General features: G+C 34.6%; 11 protein-coding genes. 7 read left to right on the top strand and 4 right to left on the bottom strand.

Going from position 1 to position 22779, the window contains the following annotated elements:
* Positions 1–88: 88 nt before the first annotated feature.
* The 3 genes from NNH57_RS11815 (at position 89) to NNH57_RS11805 (ending at position 6915) form a co-directional block, all read left to right on the top strand.
* Positions 89–3442: a SusC/RagA family TonB-linked outer membrane protein gene (locus tag NNH57_RS11815; RefSeq protein ID WP_074407564.1), complete on the top strand. Its 3354-nt coding sequence runs from the start codon at positions 89–91 to the stop codon at positions 3440–3442.
* A 20-nt stretch (positions 3443–3462) separates the two neighbouring features.
* Positions 3463–4986: a RagB/SusD family nutrient uptake outer membrane protein gene (locus NNH57_RS11810; RefSeq protein ID WP_074407565.1), complete on the top strand. Its 1524-nt coding sequence runs from the start codon at positions 3463–3465 to the stop codon at positions 4984–4986.
* A gap of 333 nt (positions 4987–5319) precedes the next feature.
* Positions 5320–6915: a solute:sodium symporter family transporter gene (locus tag NNH57_RS11805; RefSeq protein ID WP_234423321.1), complete on the top strand. Its 1596-nt coding sequence runs from the start codon at positions 5320–5322 to the stop codon at positions 6913–6915.
* Positions 6916–6984: 69 nt separating this feature from the next.
* Here the strand turns inward: NNH57_RS11805 and NNH57_RS11800 are convergent, their stop codons facing one another.
* Positions 6985–7143 carry a hypothetical protein gene (locus NNH57_RS11800; protein WP_159099158.1) on the bottom strand — a complete coding sequence of 53 codons (159 nt, stop codon included), beginning with the start codon at positions 7141–7143 and terminating at the stop codon, positions 6985–6987.
* Positions 7144–7166: 23 nt separating this feature from the next.
* Positions 7167–7391, bottom strand: a complete 225-nt coding sequence (locus NNH57_RS11795; protein WP_108807387.1) for a hypothetical protein — start codon at positions 7389–7391, stop codon at positions 7167–7169.
* Between the two features lie 202 nt (positions 7392–7593).
* Here NNH57_RS11795 and NNH57_RS11790 point away from each other — a divergent pair, with 202 nt between their 5' ends.
* A complete protein-coding gene (locus tag NNH57_RS11790) occupies positions 7594–8460 on the top strand; it encodes a bile acid:sodium symporter family protein (protein WP_074407567.1) in 867 nt (288 codons plus the stop codon).
* Between the two features lie 979 nt (positions 8461–9439).
* Here NNH57_RS11790 and NNH57_RS11785 read toward each other — a convergent pair.
* Positions 9440–12859, bottom strand: a complete 3420-nt coding sequence (locus NNH57_RS11785) for an amidohydrolase family protein (RefSeq protein WP_108807386.1) — start codon at positions 12857–12859, stop codon at positions 9440–9442.
* A 724-nt stretch (positions 12860–13583) separates the two neighbouring features.
* Here NNH57_RS11785 and NNH57_RS11780 point away from each other — a divergent pair.
* Positions 13584–19538 (top strand): fibronectin type III domain-containing protein, encoded by a 5955-nt coding sequence (locus NNH57_RS11780; protein ID WP_254504162.1) that lies wholly within the window; start codon positions 13584–13586, stop codon positions 19536–19538.
* A gap of 342 nt (positions 19539–19880) precedes the next feature.
* On the opposite strand, the gene NNH57_RS11775 is transcribed toward NNH57_RS11780, so the two are convergent.
* Positions 19881–20780, bottom strand: a complete 900-nt coding sequence (locus NNH57_RS11775; RefSeq protein WP_108807384.1) for a hypothetical protein — start codon at positions 20778–20780, stop codon at positions 19881–19883.
* 171 nt (positions 20781–20951) lie between these two features.
* Here NNH57_RS11775 and NNH57_RS11770 point away from each other — a divergent pair, with 171 nt between their 5' ends.
* Both NNH57_RS11770 and NNH57_RS11765 read left to right on the top strand, forming a co-directional pair.
* Positions 20952–21806 carry a carbonic anhydrase gene (locus tag NNH57_RS11770; protein ID WP_254504160.1) on the top strand — a complete coding sequence of 285 codons (855 nt, stop codon included), beginning with the start codon at positions 20952–20954 and terminating at the stop codon, positions 21804–21806.
* A 150-nt stretch (positions 21807–21956) separates the two neighbouring features.
* Positions 21957–22643 carry a Crp/Fnr family transcriptional regulator gene (locus tag NNH57_RS11765; RefSeq protein WP_132066339.1) on the top strand — a complete coding sequence of 229 codons (687 nt, stop codon included), beginning with the start codon at positions 21957–21959 and terminating at the stop codon, positions 22641–22643.
* The last annotated feature ends 136 nt before the right edge of the window (positions 22644–22779 follow it).

Here is a 22779-nt window from a genome sequence, read left to right as displayed (position 1 = left end):
ACAAAAAAGTCAGAAAATGCGGCAACATTTTCTGACCTAAATCAAATATTGCGATATCGCAATACTTAATGCATAAAAAAACAAAATTATGAATAAAAAAGTTAACAGTGTTTCTTTTTTGTCTGAAAAGAAGAAACACAATTTTTTATTAACCCTTATGAGAGTTTTTATTTTATTCCTGTGTTTTGGCTTAACAAGTGTGTATGCACATAACTCTTATTCACAAACTAAGCTGGATATTAACTTAAAAAACGGTACTCTTGAAGAACTGTTTGATCAAATTCATTCTCAAAGCGAGTTTATATTTTTTTATAAGGATGATATTGTAAAAACCAATACAAAAATCACACTACGTCTTAAACAATCTACTGTAAAAGAGATACTAAATAGGGTATTTCAAAAAACAGATCTCACTTATAAAATAATTGATCGGCAAATAGTAATATCTAAACGAAAAAAAGAGTTGGGTACGAAAACGATTTCAGAATCAAAAGAACCCCAACAGGCGATGTTAACAGGTAAAGTTACCACCGCCGATGGTGAACCCTTACCAGGAGCAAGTATTATTATAAAAAATACAAATAGAGGTACTCAAACCGATTTTGATGGTAACTATGAATTAGAAGTATCTAAAGGAGAATCTTTAGTGTTTTCTTATTTGGGGTTTGCTAATATAGAGGTTGTATATTCTGGTCAACCTAAATTAGATATTACATTGATTGAAGATGCGGGAGAATTAGGAGAAGTAATTGTTGTAGGGTACGGAACCAGGGCAAAAAGTTTAGTTACCGGAGCAATTTCTAGTATTGATTTTAAACAAATAGAAAATTCATCTAATCAACGTATAGAACAAGTTTTACAAGGTAGAGTGTCTGGTGTTACAGTTGTTTCTTCGTCAGGATCTCCTGGTTCTGCATCAAAAGTTAGGATTCGTGGTACGGGCTCTAATGGGAATTCTGATCCTCTTTATATAGTTGATGGTATGAAAGTTTCAAATTTAGAGAATATTGCTCCAAGCGATATTGCGAATATAGAAGTATTAAAGGATGCTGCATCCTCAGCGATTTACGGTACTCAGGGTGCAAATGGTGTTGTTATTGTTACTACAAAACAAGGTAGAAAAGGTCGATCAGTTATTAGCTATAATTCACAAATTGGAATACAGACTTTAAGAACTAAAATGGAACTAATGAACGCTTCTCAATTTGTAACATATTCGAATGAAGCTGGCAATACAACTGTAGTAAATAATGGGATTGATACAGACTGGATTGATGAAACCTTTCAAGATGCATTTATTCAGAAACATGACCTTAGTTTTTCGGGGGGATCAGAACGATCGACGTATTTTTTATCAGGGTCTTTTTTAGATCAGGATGGTATAGTAGGTAATAATTCATCGTACAAAAGATATACTTTAAGAGCAAATCTTAAGAGTGATATAAAAGATTGGTTAGAAGTAGGAACTAATATTGTGTATTCTAATACAGGGCAGTCTCCAATTACAGAGGACGATTCTTTTAGAGGAGTAGTAAATCATGCACTATTAATTGATCCGTTAACTCCCGTTATATATACTGGCACACTTCCTCCAAGAGCAATGACAGGTCTTGAGGATGGCACAGCAATGCTTGATAGAAATGGGAATGTATATGGATATCCTACGTATACTACAGGAGAGATAATTAACCCTGTAGCATCTTCAAACTATATTTTTAGAGGGGGAATAGATATCGATAGAGTTTTACTTTCTGTTAAAGGAAAGATAAAATTATCAAATGATTTATCATTTACATCAAGATTTGGCTATGAAAGATCTAATTCATTTGACACAAGGTGGACACCTGTATATTATGTTGCCAGTGAAGCAAGTAATTCTGTTGTAAGTCTAAAGCATGCAATAAACAGAAATTCAAGATGGTTATGGGAAAATTTTGCAAGATATACTAAGAATCTAGAAGAACATAGTTTTACTGGCTTACTTGGCTATTCTGCCGAGAAAATCAAAAATCCATTTTATAATTTGCAAGGGGCTGATGTTCCTAGAGGAACTGATGATTTTGCATATTTTGATTTTTCTAACAGAGATAATGATATCATAGGGAGCAATATATTTCAGAAGAATATGACTTCGGTTTTTGGAAGAATATCGTATGATTATTTAGATAAATATTTATTAGAAGGGTCACTACGATATGACCAATCAAGTGTTTTTCCTAAAAATGAAAGAGGAGGATATTTTCCTGCAGTTTCTGTTGGTTGGGTGGTTTCTAAAGAAAATTTTTGGAATTCAAATAAAATTGACCACATCAAATTACGTGGTAGCTGGGGACAGAATGGAAGTGATGCAAACTTGTCGGGTAATGGAGATTTACAATTCTGGCAAAGTGTTGCTACCGATGTTGGAGTTGTACCAATAGTTTATGAGGGCGTAAGTGGTACTCAAGTTGGAGATTTGGCAAACCCTCAATTATTATGGGAGCGTTCAGAACAACTCGACATTGGTCTTGATTTAAAAGCATTAGATAATAAGTTTAACTTTTCTGTAGATTATTATAGTAAAACTACCAGAGATTTGATTGTTTCTAATGGTAATATTATAGTACCTGGGTCCGTAGGTAGAACATTAGGAGCAATTAATGCAGGTACAATTACGAATAGAGGTTTTGAATTTGAGATTGGTTATAATACCACTAGCAACGGAGGTTTGGATTATGGTATTAACCTTAACTTATCTACATTAAAAAATAATACTTCAGAAGTATCTATTGGAGGAGCTTTAAATGGCGCGTCAATCCCAGGAAGACCGATTACAAGATTTGAAGAAGGTTTTCCTGTATGGTATTTTTATGGATTTAAAACCAATGGTATAGATCCTCAGACAGGAGAAATTATTTTTGTTGATACCGATGGAGTTCCTGGTATTACCTCTAATGATAAAACTATGATTGGTTCACCACATCCAGATATATTGTTTGGAGGTAATATTAGTTTGGGGTATAAAAACTTTGATCTAAACGTATTATTTCAAGGAACATATGGTAATGATATTTTTGCAGGATATCATCGTCCTTCTAGACCATTAACTAATAAACCCGTTGATTATTTTAATAATAGATGGCAACGACCAGGGGATATAGCATCTTTTCCGGGAGCTGCAAATATAGCTGAAGCATATGATACCGATCTTATGGTAGAAGATGGCTCTTATCTAAGAATTAAACAATTACAATTAGGGTATAATTTTCCACAAGCAATTACAGATAAACTTAGCTTAGGAAAGTTAAGAGTTTACATTTCTCTGGATGATTATTTTACTTTCACTAAGTATAATGGTTTAGATCCTGAGGCAGGAAGTTTTGCAAATAATAGCCAAGGAATTGATAGAGGATTTTACCCAATACCTGGTAAAGCATTATTTGGTTTATCAGTAGATTTTTAAAAATTTAATTATTTATAATTATGAAAAAAATAATTTTTATCACAATATTGGTTTTTTGTACATCTTGTAGTGACGATTTTGTAAATATTGCCCCAGTTGGGACATTAGATAATGCTACATATTTTGATACTGAAGAAAATGCAGATCAAGCAATTATAGGATTGTATGATCTTATGCAACACAATTATGGTCTTAACTGGAATAGTGCATATTTTGTAAAAATGTTACCAGGAGATGATGTCAATGCAGGAGGAGGTAGTTCTACCGATCAAGAGCAGTTACAAGATATTGATGGTTATGTAAATGTGTCTATTGATAATATTTCAATTCAGAGCAATTGGGATTTGTTTTATCAAACAATTGCATTAGCAAATATTATTATTAATACTGTAGAGACAGGAACTTTAAGTAATCGTGAATTAGTCTTGGGAGAAGCAAAATTTATCAGAGCTTGGTGTTATTTTGAATTAGCAACAATGTGGGGAGACGTACCTTTGCGATTAGAGAGCCCATCTAATATAAGTCCTGATGATTTTGCTTTACCTAAAAGCTCTAGAGCAAAAATCTATGAGCATGTAGAAAATGACTTAAAAAATGCTATTGCTAGTTTGCCAGATAAGATGTCGGTTTCTCAGCCGTTTAGAGTTTCCAAAGGAGCAGCAAAAGCTCTTTTAGGTAAAGTATTGGTTTTTCAGGAAAAATATGCATCAGCAATTACAGAGTTATCCAGTGTGATAGCTAATCCCGCACATGATCTTGAAGATACTCCGGCAGATGTATGGACTACTGCAACAGAGTTCGGTAAAGAATCACTTTTTGAATTAGGGTATATCTCTACTAATGGCTATGATTGGAGTAATTTTCCCTGGGGAGGTCGTGCAGAAAGTAATATTCACCAACAATTAATGGGACCAAGAGGAGATGGTTTTTTTGATGTAGCTGGATTAGGAATTCTAAATGGATGGGGGTTTAATTTACCTACATCTAAATTGGTAACAGCTTTTGATATAGCTGGGGATATAGATCGAAAAGCAGCTACTATAGCTACAGAAGCAGAAATTATTGCTGCTGGAGGTAGCGTGAATACCCCTGAGAATATTTGGGGTTATGAAGGAGCTATACGTATGAAGTATGTTACTCGTTTATCTGAAACTGTTTCTGAAGGAGTACCAGAAGTAAATTATTCAGCCAATTGGAGATTATTACGGTATGCAGAAGTTTTGCTATTAGCTGCAGAAGCATACAATAAAAATGGCCAAGATGATCTGGCATTAATTGAATTAAATAAGGTAAGAAATAGAGCTGGATTACCTAACCTTTCTGGAATATCCGGAAATGATTTATTTGAAGCAATTATAAATGAGAAATTCTTAGAATTAGCACATGAAGGGCAACGTTTTTGGGATTTGGTACGATGGGGTAGAGCAGCCACAGAACTTACAGGAACAGGATATACAACTAAAAATAATTTGTTTCCTATTCCCATGACCGAAATTCAATTGAATACGGCATTGTCGGTATCAGATCAAAATCCAGGATATTAAATTAAAATCAGTAATAGTAATTAGATTATAAAAAAACAACGTGTGTAAACACGCTGTTTTTTTATAGCATATCATGATCATGATTGATTAATACAAGCATATTACTATTTTTAAGCAATTGCCCAAAAGAAAAAAGCACTGCATAAAAATAATCCTTCAATTTTTTGTCTATAGTTTTCAAATGTATACGAGTAGTATATAGCACAGAAATGTGGATATTGATGATATGGTACAATATTCATAGGGTATATTCTTTTAATTATAACCTATATGAGATGCTAGTAATTTTCTAAACATTACACCAAAATTATACATGAAGGTTAAAATAAAATTATGGACTATATAGGTATCATTTCTTTTTTTGGGTTTACACTTTTGGTTGGTATTATTGCCTATTTATCTACATCTAAGACAGATGAAACATCTTCTGATGGTTACTTTTTGGGAGGAAGAAGTTTAACAGCAGGAGTCATTGCAGGATCTTTATTGCTTACTAACCTATCAACAGAACAGATTGTAGGTCTAAATGGAGCTGCATTTAAAGAAGGTATATTGGTGATGGCATGGGAAACACTTGCGGCAATCGCTATGGTAATTACAGCCATATTTTTATTACCTCGGTATCTAAAAGGAGGGATTACCACGGTACCCCAGTTTTTACAACGACGATACGATACAACTACCAAAGCAATAACATCAGGGTTATTTCTTACGGGGTATGCTATTATTTTGCTACCCACAGTGTTATATTCTGGTGCATTGGCTATTAATACTATGTTTAATATACCAGAACTTCTGGGAGTATCAGAATCAATAGCACTTTGGATTACAGTATGGGGAATAGGAAGTATAGGCTCAATTTATGCAATTTTTGGAGGATTAAAAGCTGTAGCCGTGTCAGATACTATTAATGCTATTGGATTATTAATAGGAGGAGTGATGATTCCTTTATTTGGACTATGGGATATTGGAAGTGGCAATATTTTAGAAGGAATTAATGTTTTGTTTGATTTATATCCTGATAAATTTAATGGAATAGGAGGTAAAAAAGCATCGGTTCCTTTTACAACTATTTTTACGGGAATGATGCTGGTACAATTATTTTATTGGGGAACCAATCAGGCTATTATTCAAAGAGCTCTTGGAGCCAAAAATTTAAAGGAGGGGCAAAAAGGCCTGTTATTGGGATCATTTGTTAAGATTTTAGGACCAATTATAGTAGTGTTACCTGGTATTATCGCTTTTCATATGTTTGGAGATACACTCAAAAATCCAGATGAAGCTTATCCTATGTTAGTAAGTAAAGTCTTGCCGGTATCCTTGGTAGGCTTTTTTGCAGCAGTATTATTTGGAGCTATTTTAAGTTCATTTAATAGCGCTTTGAATAGTTCTGTTACATTATTTGGGATAGATATTTATAAAGAATATTTTAATAAAGAAGCTAATGAAATTACTGTTGTTAAAGCAGGAAAATTATTCGGAATTATTTTAGCAGTAATATCAATGTTTGTGGCACCACTTCTTGTCTATGCTTCGGATGGATTATTTGGTTACCTACAAGAGGCAAATGGTATTTATAGTATTCCGATTTTGACAATAATTATAGTAGGGTATTTAACAAAACATGTTCCAGCAATTGCTGCAAAAATAGGACTTATTTCGGGCTCTATGTTATATGTTTTTAGTCAGTTTATATTAAAACCATATGTGATTGGAGAAGAAAATTATCCGCATTTCTTACATGTAATGGCAGTGCTATTTATTTTAAATGTAGTTATTATGCTGTTAATAGGTAAGCTTTATCCAAGGAAAGATGAATATAAGCAAGAATACACCAAACAGGTAAATATCACTCCGCTAAGATATGTAATGCCCATTGGTGTATCGATTTGTATAACAGTGATTGCTATTTATCTATATTTCTCATAAAAATGACTTGCTTAATTGTGTAAATAAAGCCCCGTTACCTTTTCCTATTTGTAACAGGGCACTACTACATCATTTATCAAAAATGCGATGTCTGTCATTTTTACTTTGTACTCCTTTTACTTCCGGAGGGTATAAAGCTTTGCTCATCGCCGTGATGTAATTAGAAAGCCATTTTGCTAGTATTTTTGATATTTTTCTTTCTTTATTATTGGTAAGTTGTGTTTTCATATTATTAAATTTTGAACTGTTATTTATGTGCCTGGTAATGATTCAAACTCAGGTGCGTTAATTTTTTCAAAAGAATTTGAATAATTTTCTATTCGTTTCTTTGTTGTATAGCTCATGTCATACCTATCGAGGTTACTCACATTAGTTGATTTAAGATGAAGAGTAACACTCATAGCTCTAGATTGTACAGTGAACTTTTCTGTTTCTGTGGTTTTACGTAAAAACCATTGTGATTCATCATTTCTCATGATTGTTGTTTTTAAAGATTAATAGAGCCGATAAGATTATCTTATCAGTTTTTGCTTTTTTATACTATATGTTAATTATGGTATGGGTGATTCATAAATTGATGGTAATTAGACCCTTGAGGAATACCGTGTTCCTTGTGATGTTTTACCAGAATATCCTTCAAAAATTTCTATATTGCTTATTCAATCAGAACTATAAAAGATGGATAGTGTATCGACAATTATTTTAGCCTTATCTCTTATTATTATAATGCTTGGAATGGGATTATCGCTGGTTGTTGATGATTTTAGAAGAATATTTATATATCCAAAAGCAATACTGTTAGGATTGACCAATCAAATACTAATTTTACCAGTATTAGGATTTGCATTGGCATCTTTATTTCCTATTCAACCCGAGATTGCAATCGGAATTATGATTTTAACTGCATGTCCCGGAGGACCAACGTCTAATTTGATATCTCATTTGGCAAAAGGAGATATAGCATTATCCGTTACCCTTACTGCATTAAGTAGCTTTATTACTATTTTAACTATACCTTTTATTATAAATTTTGCACTTCTTCATTTTTTGGAAGAGGGACAAATGATTAAATTGAATGTAGTAACAACTATTGTTCAGATATTGGTAATTACCATTATTCCTGTAGGTATTGGTATGTTAATTAGAAAATATAATGAACGGTTTGCTTTAAAAATGGCTAAACCTGTTCGACGAGCTTCTGGCATTGTACTAATGCTTGTAATTGTAGGTATCACAATTAAAGAAAAAGATAATATGGTGTCTTACTTTCAGCAAGCAGGAATAGTTGCCTTATGTTTAAATGTTATTACAATGATTGTGGGATATTATTCTGCTAAATTATTTAGTATTAAAGATAAAAGAGCTATTTCAATCGCAATAGAGTCGGGAATCCAAAATGGAACTCTAGCAATAACTATTGCTGTTGTTTTACTTAAAAATACTTCGTTTGCAGTTGCTCCAGCAGTGTATAGCTTATTAATGTTTTTTACAGGAGGTATTGCTGTTTATTTGGGTATTAAGAAAAGTAATACCCAGAAAAATTAGTAGTACCGATCCCGCAGTGCGGGATATACATCCAAGAGACAGTCGGATGTACTAGCAATTGTGCTACAGTACATACTATATTATATTGGTTCTGGTATTAGAACCTTATACATTAGTTTTTTCAATATGTCAATGAACCTTATCAACAAAAAAAGACGCCTTATTAGGGCGTCTTTTTTATATCTTGATTTGTTTATAAGTTATACTCTTATAATTATCTTTTCTATATAATAGACACCTTTTATATTCACTCCAGAACAATACCTCGATTGTTTATTAAAAAGTCGGGTTAACATATGTTGTGAATTACTAAGTGTCATTTTTGTTTTTTTAAGTTAAATGCGTACTGTTGATATCAATCTAAGTTCGCAATTGTTTCGATGCAAAGATCAAAACAATTTTTTAATAAGCAAATATTTTTTTAATTTATTTTATTGAAAATCAATTAGTTATAATCATTTTAAGACATAGAAATCCCTGTCCGTTTTTCAACAGATTTTGGATATTCTTGCAATTGTCTGTCTCCCTGTTGCTTACTTTCCAAATGATATTTTTTATGTGCTAATTAATTTTTATTCATATGTCTAATTTTTTTACTGAGTTTATAGAGATTATTGAGTTATGAGATCAAAATGTATTGTTACTTATATCAAATTCTATTCTTTAGTGAGATTATTTCGACTAGATTTTTGCACTTACTTTATTTTACATCAAAAAGATTCAATAAAAAAAGCGTCCAATTTCTTGGACGCTTGAGTTATATTTAGTTTTGTTTTAAATCACTTCAAAAAAAATCAAAAATAGCCATATAGCATCCTATTTTGTGGGGATAATGTATGTACCCAACGATATTTACATTGTTTATACAATGTTTTAGGATTAATATGTAGTCTATTGTTTCTCATTTTGTTATGCAAATATTAATAGTTTCTTTATTGTTTTCCAAATATTTATTGAAATTAACTCTATTTTCACATACCTACTTCTTAATTCCGGGTAATCCATTAGGTTTTTTGGTTTGCCAATGAAAAGTTTCTGCTTTTTGTTTTTTGGGCCATACTTCATCCAATGTATTTGCATTATACACTCTTCCATTTTTGATTACATGAGTTAATGTATTTGTGTTTCTGATATTTTCTAATGGGTTTTTTGATAAAATTAAAATATCGGCTAGTTTTCCGACTTCAATGCTTCCCAAATCATTATCTAATCCCAATGCTTCAGCACCAAGTGTTGTAGCAACTCTAAGAGCATCATGATTTTTCATTCCACCGCTACCCACAGACCATAATTCCCAATGAAATCCGAGTCCTTGTAATTGTCCATGACTTCCTATTCCGGCCAAACCACTTGCTTCTACCAGTTCTTTCATAAACACGGCATGTTTTTTAAATACATGTTCCTCTTCCATAAACCAACCTGGCCTTCTTCTGGATTTTTGTGCTAATTCTTCATAAGGTGTGAAATATTGAATTTTTTGATCTCTCCAAACATTCTCACGTGAGTAATAATAATTTTCTGCCCAAGGCCCTCCATAGGATACTAATAAAGTAGGTGTCACTGCCATTTTTGAATCTGCTACGGTTTTTACAACATCTTTATAGATAGGGTAAATAGGGAAGGAATGTTCATGACCGGGATAGCCGTCTAAGAGTTGGGTCATATTTAGTTTAAAATCTAAGCCTCCTTCAGTAGTAGGCATTAGTTTTAATTCTTTTGCAGCCATCATGATCCATTGTCGGTGTTTACGATTACCCACCAAATACATTTTGATACTCTTGGTATTGTAATACTCGCTATACTGCTTTAATACATCTTTGGCATGATCCAGACTTTCGATTTGATATTTCCAAAACCCAACTCCCGGACCAGTACTATATACACGTGGACCATGGATCATACCAGATTCTACCATATCACTATAAGTAAGCACATCGGTTGTACCGGTCTGTGGATCCCTGGTAGTTGTAACGCCATAGGCCAGGTTTGCAGAATACATCCACACCTGGTTTTTATGCACACCCCAACTGGGCCACATATGGGCATGAGTATCAATGAATCCAGGGACTAATGTTTTTCCAGAAACATCAATAGTTTGTGTACCTGCAGGAATTGTTATGCTTCCCGAAATACCAATACCTTTAATTCTATTGTTCTCTATAAGAATATCTCCTTTTTTAATAACATCATATCCTTTCATAGTAACAATATGACCTCCTTGTAATAATAAAGTTCCTTTAGGGATATCCTTTTTATAATTTACTTTAATTTTAAATTCTTCAGCTTCAAATTTTGGATCTTTCTTTTTTTCTTCATCTTCTTTCTTGTCTGTTTTTGTAGTATCAGATTTTTTCTCTGTTTCCTTAAGTTCTTCTTTTTTCTTGGCCGCTAAGCTATCGTTAAACTTTTTTCCTGCTTCTAGATCATACCTGAAATGACTTGCTCCCAGGGACCAGTGTACTTTTTTACTATTCGAGGACCAGGTAGGAAATTCACCACCCATAACCGTTAATTTCATAGCCGGAAATGCAGCTCCGTTAACTTTGGCGACAGAAACCGAAGGCGCTTTGCCATATCGAGGAATAATTACTGTATAAATATCATTATTAATTAAAGCGAGTGCAGTTTTTCCATCTGGAGAGATTTGTATTTCTGAAGGTTTGGAAGCCTTACTTTTATCACGCCACCCTTCTTCTGCTGATGGCAACGCACTAGAAATATAACTATCAATATTATTTTCATGATGATCTTTACCAAAAATATCCTGAGAACCATGAGTAGTGATTCCGGTTAATTTTAGGTGCTCTTTTTCATCAGATCCATCCCAACGAATAGAAATTAACCCTTTTTCATTACTACTTAAATAAATACGATTATCTATTTTGGTAAAATGAGGGTTTTGTCTTCCTTTTGTTTTATCAATCATATTGATAACACCTCCATTAGCATTTATCCATACTAAATCTTCCTGAGTTCGATTTGAAAATGGGTTAATTGCATCATCATACGTCTGAGCTACTCCTCGATGAAATGCAATTCTATTTGAAGAATAAGACCATGAAGGTTTTGTATAAATACCGGGTTGTTTGGTTAATTGTATAGGTGCAGAACGACCATCATGACTTACTTTAAATAAATGACCACCTCCTTTTTTCCAGGTAGTGAATACAATATATTTTCCATCGGGAGACCAGGTAGGTTGCGCTTCTGTAAAATTATTTGTAGTTAAACGTCTGGGAGTACCATTAGGTAAATTCATTATATATAACCGATTCAATGCAGTAAATGCCAGTTTCAAACCATCTGGTGATGGTTTGGCATCACGAATCTGGGTTGCCCATACATTTTCTGTATCTTTTATAGGGTATTTAAAAGCTAGTTTTGGCCCTAGATCAAGGCTTACATTAACCTGAAAAGGGATTTCTTTGGCAGTATTGTTTTCTACAGAAACAGCATATATTTTTCCACCATACGAAACAATTAGGCTTTTATTGTCAGGAGTGAATGACATTGCCGGTAACACTCCCAGAGGCGCTATCGATTCTTGCTCATCCCGTTGAACCGGGTATGCCAACCATCGCTCTTTTCCGGTTTTTAAGTTTCGTAACACAAGACCGGTTTCTTCTTCAAAACGAGTACCGTACACCAGCCAGTTGCCATCATTAGATAAAGTAGGAGTGAAAGCAGAACCATATCGAGAGGTTATTACTGCCATGTCACCATCTTCCATGTCATAAGTCCCTATTTGATATTGTGGTAATTGTGCATTGTAGTCCCACGAACCTTTACGCTGAGAGAAATATAACAATTTACCATCTGCACTAAAAGCAGGATCAATAGCTTTGATATTCTTAGGTTTTTCAAATAATTGACCACCAGAGCCACCTTCTTTATGATAAATATGTAGTTTAATATTTCTACGCCCTTTACCACCTACAATATATTCACCATCGGTAGTCCACTCTGCAGAAAAGAAATTGTGTTTTTCTTCTTTAGTAATCTGTTTATCCTCTTTGGTAGCAAGATCCAGAGTCCAGATATTATCAGAACCACTTTTATCTGAGATAAAAACCAGGGATTTGCCATCAGGACTATATCTGGGGTGTACATCATATGCCATACCACTAGTAATTTGCGTTGCTTTACCACCGCTAATTGGAATAGAATAGATATCACCCATAAGATCAAAAACAATAGTTTTTCCATCCGGACTTACATCTAGCGAAATCCAGGTTCCCTGATCGGTTGTAAAGGATATTGTACGTTCAGGCTCTAAAGGAAGCTCCTTAGTCGCTTTTTTGATTGAATCTTTTTCCTTTTTAGCATTTTGAGAAAATGTAGTGAGCGTACATAAAAATAAAAATAGGGAAGTAACCCTTAGAGTGATGTGTGAGTTCATTGATTGTGAATGTTGAATTATTTTGAAAAGTAAATATAAACAATAAATTAATGGACTCTATTCTTGTTCAAGATCCTAAATACTAAAGTTTTGTGAAATGTATCACCTTTTAAGCTCTCTAAAAGTAAATTAAAAAAGATCACCTTTTATGAAGGTACTAAACTGATATATGTCAAAAAAATAGTTGATAAATATCAGGAGTTAGGTTGATTAATTCGAGAATTTGAATGATGATAAGAAAGTATTTTTGAATCATTATTAACCACAAATCTACACAAGCTTATGATAATCAAGGGAATATTCTTATCTCCAACTTTATATACTATCATTCATTACAATTTTACATTTCTAAATGTAGAAAAAGAAGAAACTACACTATAGCTTTATAAAAAAATGAATTCAGTTTAATAAAAATGATAAACTACCCTCAGGATAGATGTAGTCTACAGTGTTGGGTTATAACTTATTGATAGTAAAAGCTTTATTTAAATAAAGAAATAATGAACTAGGGGGTGATTATAATTAATACGTCATAATAAATAGACACAACCATTTTAATTAGTAACCAAATTAAAACTTATGAATACTCAAAAAACCAGAAGTAACAAAACGAAGATTATAATTCCCCGAACTCAATGTCTTTTTAGACATAAAAGATTTTTCTGATAAAAATCTTAAGCTAATTTTTCTAAACACACAATCTTAATTAATTAAAACTCAACTCATGAAATCAAGGAAGAGCATATTCCTCCTTATTCCTTTTTTGTTGTTTTCGATATTCGTTAACGCACAAAATCAGAATGACCGAGAGAATATTAAAAAGCAGACCAATTTACAAGCCTTACAAAGGATTGTTGACAGGTCTAATAATGTGAATAATGCGAATAAGGCCAAAATTGCAAATCAAAAAGTTCCTCTTGCTAAGACCACTTCAGATGGTCGATTAGGAGTTTTTTATTCTTTTAATGAAAAAGGTGAAGCCATTTATGCATATGATGATAATGTTGATGCTGCTGCTTCTGGACGTACAAATAAAATTTGGACAGGAGGTTCATCTGGACTTAATCTTACTGGTTCTGGCATCGAAATAGGTGTTTGGGAAAGTGGTTATGCCAGACCGACTCATCAGGAATTTGGAGGCAGAGCTTCTAATGGAGGTGATGGGGGATCTGTTACCAGCCACGGGACACATACAGGAGGAACATTAATCGCAAGTGGTACCGATCCAGCTGCCAGAGGAATGGCCTCTGGAGCAACTATAAAAAACTATACAGCTTCTGGGATGGTAACAGAAGCTGCTTCATTTGCTGCTGCTGGAGGAATTTTGTCTAATAACTCTAATACTCCAAGTGGTTCAGCTGGTGTTTATGATGCTACTGCCCGCGACATGGATGAAGTCACTCATAATGCTCCATTTTACCTGCATTGTAAATCTGCAGGAAATAGTGGAAATAATTATGGAGTAGTAAAAACAAACCAACTTGCAAAGAATTTACTGGTTGTCGGAAATTGTAATGATGTACTAAACTATACGGGGCCTTCTTCTGTAAGTATGTCTTCATCTAGTTCCTACGGTCCTTCTGATGATTGGAGAATTAAACCAGATATTACTAATAATGGTACTACGGTATATTCTTCTGATAGTGCTAATAATACAGATTATGGTACGAAGAGCGGTACTTCTATGTCTACTCCGGCAACTGCAGGTACTATTGCTTTGTTACAAGAGCACTATAAAAATATTAACGGAGTGTATATGAGGGCTGCTACAGCTAAAGGATTGATTATTGATACTGCTGATGAAATGGGAGCCAATGATGGTCCTGATTTTGCAAGTGGATGGGGGCTGGTGAATGCAGAAAGAGCTGCCCAGGTGATCACTAATAATGGTAACACATCTATTATGGATGAGTTAACCTTAAATAACGGAAGTACATATACCAGAACTATTATTTCTAATGGATCTACCCCATTAGCTTTGACTATCGTATGGAACGACCCCGCAGGAGCAATAGGTTCAGGAAATACACCTGTATTGGTAAATGATCTGGATGTTCGTGTGACTGGTAACAATACTACCTATTCTCCCTGGGTAATGGTACCTAACGGAAGTTTTAATAACTATACAGATCCTGCCCAAAAAGGAGATAATTTTAGAGATAATGTCGAAAAAATAGATGCTGTTTTGGCTGCAGGAACATATACCGTTACAGTTACTCATAAAGGTACATTGACTAATGGATCTCAGGACTTTTCATTGATTGTTGACGGAGTTGTAGTAAGCGCAGATACGCAGGCGCCAAGTGCTCCAGCAAGTTTAGCAGCCTCCAATATTGGAGCAACAACAGCAGACTTATCCTGGACTGCTTCTACAGATAATATAGGTGTTACCCAATATGAGATTTTTCAGGGAGGTAGTAGTATAGGAACATCGACAACCACTAGTTTTAATGTTACCGGTCTTACTGCTTCTACAGCATATAGTTTTACGGTAAAAGCTAAAGATGCAGCAGGTAATGTATCAGGAAACAGTAATGTTGCTAATATTACTACTACAGCTACTCCAGCATGTGCCGGGATTAGTAGTTTTCCATACAGTGAGAGTTTCGAGTCTGGTTTAGGAGTTTGGACCAATGCTACAGGTGATGATATCGATTGGACCCGAGATTCAGGAGGAACCCAATCTAATGGTACTGGTCCTGCAAGTGGGCAAGATGGTTCATTCTATCTGTATACCGAAGCATCGACCAATGTTACTCCGGTAGGTAGTCCAAATAAAGTTGCTTTATTAAACAGTCCTTGTATAGATTTAACAGGAGTTACAAGCATTTCATTAGAATTTGGATACCACATGCAAGGAACTGCTATGGGTAATATGGAAGTTTTAGCAAGTACCGATGATGGAGTTACTTATACTTCAATCTGGTCAAAGAATGGTAGCCAGGGAGATGTTTGGAATCAAGCTACTGTATCTCTTGCGACATATTCTGGATCTGTCATCAAGTTACAATTTAAAGCAACCACAGGATCAGGATGGAGTAGTGATATAGCGATCGATAATGTAAAGATCATTTCTACAACACCTGATACGCAAGTACCAAGTGCTCCGGCAAGTTTAGCAGCTTCTAATATTGGAGCAACAACAGCAGACTTATCCTGGACTGCTTCTACAGATAATATAGGTGTTACCGAATATGAGATTTTTCAGGGAGGTAGTAGTATAGGAACATCGACAACCACTAGTTTTAATGTTACCGGTCTTACTGCTTCAACCGCATATAGTTTTACGGTAAAAGCTAAAGATGCAGCAGGTAATGTATCAGGAAATAGTAATGTTGCCAATATTACTACTACAGCTACTCCAGCATGTGCCGGGATTAGTAGTTTTCCATACAGTGAGAGTTTCGAGTCTGGTTTAGGAGTTTGGACCAATGCTACAGGTGATGATATCGATTGGACCCGAGATTCAGGAGGAACCCCATCTAATGGTACTGGTCCTGCAAGTGGGCAAGATGGTTCATTCTATCTGTATACCGAAGCTTCGACCAATGTTACTCCGGCAGGTAGTCCAAATAAAGTTGCTTTATTAAACAGTCCTTGTATAGATTTAACAGGAGTTACAAGCATTTCATTAGAATTTGGATACCACATGCAAGGAACTGCTATGGGTAATATGGAAGTTTTAGCAAGTACCGATGATGGAGTTACTTATACTTCAATCTGGTCAAAGAATGGTAGCCAGGGAGATGTTTGGAATCAAGCTACTGTATCTCTTGCGACATATTCTGGATCTGTCATCAAGTTACAATTTAAAGCAACCACAGGATCAGGATGGAGTAGTGATATAGCGATCGATAATGTAAAGATCATTTCTACAACACCCGATACGCAAGTACCAAGTGCTCCGGCAAGTTTAGCAGCTTCTAATATTGGAGCAACAACAGCAGACTTATCCTGGACTGCTTCTACAGATAATATAGGTGTTACCGAATATGAGATTTTTCAGGGAGGTAGTAGTATAGGAACATCGACAACCACTAGTTTTAATGTTACCGGTCTTACTGCTTCAACCGCATATAGTTTTACGGTAAAAGCTAAAGATGCAGCAGGTAATGTATCAGGAAACAGTAATGTTGCTAATATTACTACTACAGCTACTCCAGCATGTGCCGGGATTAGTAATTTTCCATACAGTGAGAGTTTCGAGTCTGGTTTAGGAGTTTGGACCAATGCTACAGGTGATGATATCGATTGGACCCGAGATTCAGGAGGAACCCCATCTAATGGTACTGGTCCTGCAAGTGGGCAAGATGGTTCATTCTATCTGTATACCGAAGCATCGACCAATGTTACTCCGGCAGGTAGTCCAAATAAAGTTGCTCTATTAAACAGTCCATGTATAGATTTGACAGGAGTTCCTAATGGATCATTAGAATTTGGATACCACATGCAGGGAACTGCTATGGGTAATATGGAAGTTTTAGCAAGTACCGATGATGGAGTTACGTATACTTCGATCTGGTCAAAGAATGGTAGCCAGGGAGATGTTTGGAACCAAGCTACTGTTGCACTTACTTCATATGCTGGATCTGTCATCAAGTTACAATTTAAAGCAACTACAGGATCAGGATGGAGTAGTGATATAGCGATCGATAATGTGAAGATTATTTCTATCATTCCCGACACACAAGCACCTACAATACCTGCGAACCTAACAGCTGCTAATATTGCAAACACATCATTAGATCTTAGTTGGGATGCTTCTACAGATAATACTGGGGTTACAGGGTATGATGTATATCAAGATGGAGCAAGTATTGGTTCATCAACAAGTACTACCTATAGTGTTAGTGGTCTTACTGCCAATACTAGTTATAGTTTTACAGTGCGAGCCAAAGATGCTGCAGGTAATGTATCTGCAAATAGTACTGCTGCCAATGCCACTACAACAAATGTTGTTCAATATACCTTAACGACCAATACAACAGGACAGGGAACTGTAAGTGGTGGTGGAACCTATAACTCAGGAACCTCAGTTACTATTACTGCTACTGCTGCATCAGGATGGGATTTTAGTGGATGGTCTGGTGCCTTATCTGGTACTACCAACCCGGGATCTGTGACAATGAGTTCTGATAAAACAGTAACAGCAACCTTTACTGAAACTCCAGTGATCAGTACATCAACAGAAAAGTATCGATTAACCTGGAGAGGTAATACGTCTACAACTATGGTTGTAGGATGGAACCAGGTACGAGGAACGAATCCAGTTGTGCATTATGGTACAACAGATTTTGGAAGTAATGCTGCGTCATATCCATTTAGCAAAACTGTAGATAGAACAGTTTCTAGTAAAGGGATGAATAATAACTATGCTCGATTAACAGGGCTTCAGGCAGATACTGCTTATTATTTTGTGATCAAAGATAGTGAAGGAGTTTCTAAAAGGTTTTGGTTTAAAACTGCACCTAGCGATCCCAATACTCGATTATCAATTATTGCAGGAGGAGATTCCCGAAACAATCGTACTCCACGACAAAATGCTAATAGACTTGTAGCCAAGATCAGACCACACGCTGTGCTATTTGGAGGAGATATGACAAGTTCATCATCTAGTTCTCAATGGCAAAACTGGTTTGATGACTGGCAATTGACTATCGGTGCTGATGGAAGAATTATTCCGGTTGTAGCGGCACGAGGTAATCATGAAAGCTCTAATGATATTAGAGATCTTTTTGATATTCCTACTGCTGCAGGAGGAGAATATTATGCATTGAGTTTTGGAGGAAATTTGATAAGAACCTATACCTTAAACACAGAGGTAACACCAGCAGGTACACAGGGAACCTGGTTGGCTAATGATTTAACATCCAATTCTGCTAGTCACACCTGGGCTGTAGCTCAGTACCATAGAGCAACCAGACCTCATGAGCCTGGTAAATCAGAACAGAACGATCAGTATGAAGCATGGTCTAAACCTTTTTATACTCATGCCGTACAATTGGTAATGGAGAGTGATTCTCATGTGGTGAAACGTACCTGGCCAATCAAACCTTCGACAGGCTCAGGAAGTGATGAAGGGTTTGTAAGAGTGGATACCGATCCTAAACGAGCTGTTTATGTTGGTGAAGGATGTTGGGGAGCTCCCTTACGTAATGCTTCTGATACCAAAACATGGACAAGAGCTGCAGCATCGTTTAACCAGTTTAAGTGGTTATGGATTGATAAGAATAAGATAGAACTTAGAACTATTAAAGTAGATAATGCCAGTAGTGTTGGACAGGTGAGTGATAACAACTTGTTTGTTTTACCAACCAATATCGATGTTTGGAATCCTACAGGAGGTAGTCTTGTGACTATTGACAATCCACATACTATCGCAGCTGTTGCTCAAAGAAATGATATTTCATTAGTAGATGAGAACAGTGTTATAGAGAAAAAACTGGAAATTCATCCTAACCCGATAGAATCGGGTGTATTACACATCAAATATCCTAATTATACTAAGGCCAATAGGTCTGAAGCTATCATCAGAGATATGTTCGGAAGGGTGGTTGATAAAGTATACTTTAAATCAGAAACAACAACCTATGCTATTGATAAATTAAATGCAGGGGTATATTTCATTGTTATTAAAACAAGAGAAGGAGAGGAAAGTAAGAAGTTTATTAAAAGATAAAATATCTTTCTTACTAGTAGTAAACTGCCTGAGTATACGTTCAGGCAGTTTTTTTATTCTAAGAAGAGTTAATACTCTAAGATTTGCTCAACCAATATCGTCGTTTTTTTTAAGCTTGATGATTGATCAGGTTACGAAGAAGAAGGTTAGTATAAAATTCATTTCTCATTTCAAAGTGCTCAATCCTATAGCCTAACAAAAATTGTAGCTCAATTCATTAAAAATTAAAGTTAGGAGAAAGAGTATGACGTATTATATAAAGATAATTAACCGAACTTATTCTAATATAACCCTCGGGGTTTATCCCGAGGGTTATTTATGAAGTTATAATGGTGAAATGAATTATACAGTCTGAGGGGTTTTTCTAAAAGAAAGTTTCTTTAGATAACGTACATTAGGACGATCAGCAATCATCACAAACAAGGGAATTAAACCATGAGGCAGTCTAATCAACATTTCCCAGGTCCATTGACTGAATGAGTTCCATAAAAAAGCAATGTGAAAATGACCTACTAGCCGGGCTATAGCAGTCAACCCTCCCCATACAAAGGCATATACTAAAGCAGCATAAGATATTCTGGGAATAAAAATAGCAATGGCTACTACAAAATCGAGGATGCCTGCAATTTTTAACATAGTATGTGCACTAGGTTCGCTAATAGGTAAGGTGTTAAGTGTCATGTCGATAAAACTTCCTGGTCTGGGATAATATCCGATAGCATACAAACCATGACAACTAAATGTAAGTGCAATAGCAATAAGAGCAATTAAGCGTATCTTTTTAAACTCGATAGAAGTAAATAATACCATATAAAGAAGTACCGGAGTCATAAATTGAATTGTATATTCAAAAAATTGCCCTACATGCAAAAACTTCTCTTTACAATACAAAAGCGCTAAAATAAAAAGGCCAATACTTCCACCAATTAGAAAGAATTTACCTGTTTTTTTCATGTTGGGTTTTATCATTAAAGTAATGATAGCACAAATGAGATAAAAGATGCCTATTACTTTTATAGAAAAAGAAATAGAATTAGCAGCCGAGAGGCTGGTCACGTAATCATTCCAGGGGGTACCAAAAATGGTTTCAATACTACTTTTTAGAATACTTTCGTCCCATAAAAAAGTTCTGTAAGGGGCATCCCATACAATGTGTTGATAGGCTCTGCCTAAAAAAATAAGAAAAGTAGAGAGCTTTAAAATAGTAATTAATCTATGTCGGGGGTTAGAGGATTGTGTCATAAGTTTTGTGCGATAGTTAATACTTTAAAAATATCGATTTATTCTGGTTTAAACCATTCAATAGTCAATAAATTAATTGATAAATATCATATTCTTGATTGATGGATATAGCACAAAAAATACTAACAAGCCTATATTTTTGAACATATAAAATTATAAACTCAACTTATTATGAAATCAAATTTTTTTAAGTATTTATTTACTTTGGCTTTAATCTATGGATTAGCGTCCTGTGAGAATGAAAAAACAGATATTCTGGATCAAAATATTAATCAGGATATTCATGAAAATGATGAGACAAATTTAGGAAACCTCTTTTTTGGACGAAAAAGTTCATCAGACTGCCATTTTGAATACGAAGGACCAGAAGGGCCGACATTCTGGGCCGATCTTTGCGGCGAAGATTGGAAAGATTGTGGAGGTAGTGCACAGTCTCCAATTGATATTATAACCGATGATGCAGATGATGATGATACTATTAATAATATCAATACCAATTATACTACAAGTACTACAACTATTGTTAATAATGGTCATACTTTACGTTTTGATTATACTCCTGGTAGTTCGGCTTCATTAAACAATATTGATTATGATCTTTTACAGTTTCACTTTCATACCAGTAGTGAGCATACTGTAAATGGAAATAGATATCCTATGGAGATGCATTTGGTACACAGAAACCCAACTACTGGTTTGTTGGCAGTAGTTGGTGTTTTTTTTACCGAAGGAGCAGAAAACGAAGTGCTGTCTCAATTTATGGATAATCTCCCTGAGCATAAAGATCAATATTACACAAGTAATGAGGAGTATCATATAGCCGATATGCTTCCTGATACTATGGATTTTTATACCTATAGCGGTTCTTTAACAACTCCTGCATGTTCAGAAATTGTTACCTGGTATGTGGTTAAACGACCTATTCAGGCATCGTATACGCAGTTAGAACAATTTAAACATATCATGCACGAAAATTTCAGACCAATTCAAGCATTGAATGGAAGGGTTGTTAATACTAATAATTAGAATTTAGGGATACCATTTTTGATAGTTGTAAAAGGAGGTACTGCCATTTGGGAGTATCTCTTTTTTCTTTAAGGACTAAAAAAAATAAAAATTGAAGTAGGGTATTTTAAGTTTGACTTGTTTTAGACAAAAAAACTCAACTTAAATATTATGATCAATACTCTTTTTTCTCATAAACGATATTCTTTTATGAGTTCTGATATTTTTGAAATGATCCCGGATGATGTTTCGTCTTTTATAGAAGAAAATATAATTCCTATACGACTAAAGAAAGGACAAGTCTTGTTTTATGAAGGTACTATCCCTAGTGGGGTATATATATTAAAAAAAGGAAAAATAAAGAAATATGCTACAGGGTTAAATGGTAAAGAACATATTTTTTACCTAATCAGAGAAAACGGAATTCTGGGTCATCATAACTTGCTTTGTAAAGAGAAATATTCTCATTCTGCAGCTTGTCTTACCGATTGCTTATTTCATTTAATACCCAAAGAAATTTTCTTCTCAATAATCGAAAATAATCAAGAAATACTTCATAGTCTTTTAAAAAATATTAGCCATGAGTTTGGAGTATTTATTAATAACTCTAAAATTCTCGCTCAGCATAGTGTTAGAGAACGAACCGCTTTATCGATACTAAGATTAGACGAATTCTTTGAAGAGAAAGGTTGTTTCAATTTATCAAGAAAGGATCATAGTAATTTAGTAGGCACCTCAATTGAATCTTTGATAAGGGTACTACATGATTTTAAAAAAGAACAAATTATAGAAATTGAAAAAAACACGATTATTATTAAGGATACAAAAAAAATAATTACCGCAGCTAATTTTAGGTGAGCAATTAATTTGAGATGAGATGTTTTTTTTAGTGTATAAGTTGCATTGTGTTTATAACTAATTGATTTATATCAAACCAATAGTTGATATAAATCAATTCTTGATTTGATGAATATTGACTTTTAATTCTAGGCAT

The sequence above is a fragment of the Aquimarina spinulae genome, assembly GCF_943373825.1.
Classification (GTDB): Bacteria; Bacteroidota; Bacteroidia; order Flavobacteriales; family Flavobacteriaceae; genus Aquimarina; species Aquimarina spinulae.
This window is presented reverse-complemented; position numbering and strand designations above follow the sequence as displayed.

Bases quoted from the DNA above. Each gene is read 5' to 3' on its own strand.
- NNH57_RS11785 (WP_108807386.1), bottom strand. From the start codon at position 12,859: ATGAACTCACACATCACTCTAAGGGTTACTTCCCTATTTTTATTTTTA.
- NNH57_RS11810 (WP_074407565.1), top strand. From the start codon at position 3,463: ATGAAAAAAATAATTTTTATCACAATATTGGTTTTTTGTACATCTTGT.
- NNH57_RS11780 (WP_254504162.1), top strand. From the start codon at position 13,584: ATGAAATCAAGGAAGAGCATATTCCTCCTTATTCCTTTTTTGTTGTTT.
- NNH57_RS11770 (WP_254504160.1), top strand. From the start codon at position 20,952: ATGAAATCAAATTTTTTTAAGTATTTATTTACTTTGGCTTTAATCTAT.
- NNH57_RS11775 (WP_108807384.1), bottom strand. From the start codon at position 20,780: ATGACACAATCCTCTAACCCCCGACATAGATTAATTACTATTTTAAAG.
- NNH57_RS11815 (WP_074407564.1), top strand. From the start codon at position 89: ATGAATAAAAAAGTTAACAGTGTTTCTTTTTTGTCTGAAAAGAAGAAA.
- NNH57_RS11795 (WP_108807387.1), bottom strand. From the start codon at position 7,391: ATGAGAAATGATGAATCACAATGGTTTTTACGTAAAACCACAGAAACA.
- NNH57_RS11800 (WP_159099158.1), bottom strand. From the start codon at position 7,143: ATGAAAACACAACTTACCAATAATAAAGAAAGAAAAATATCAAAAATA.
- NNH57_RS11790 (WP_074407567.1), top strand. From the start codon at position 7,594: ATGGATAGTGTATCGACAATTATTTTAGCCTTATCTCTTATTATTATA.
- NNH57_RS11765 (WP_132066339.1), top strand. From the start codon at position 21,957: ATGATCAATACTCTTTTTTCTCATAAACGATATTCTTTTATGAGTTCT.
- NNH57_RS11805 (WP_234423321.1), top strand. From the start codon at position 5,320: ATGGACTATATAGGTATCATTTCTTTTTTTGGGTTTACACTTTTGGTT.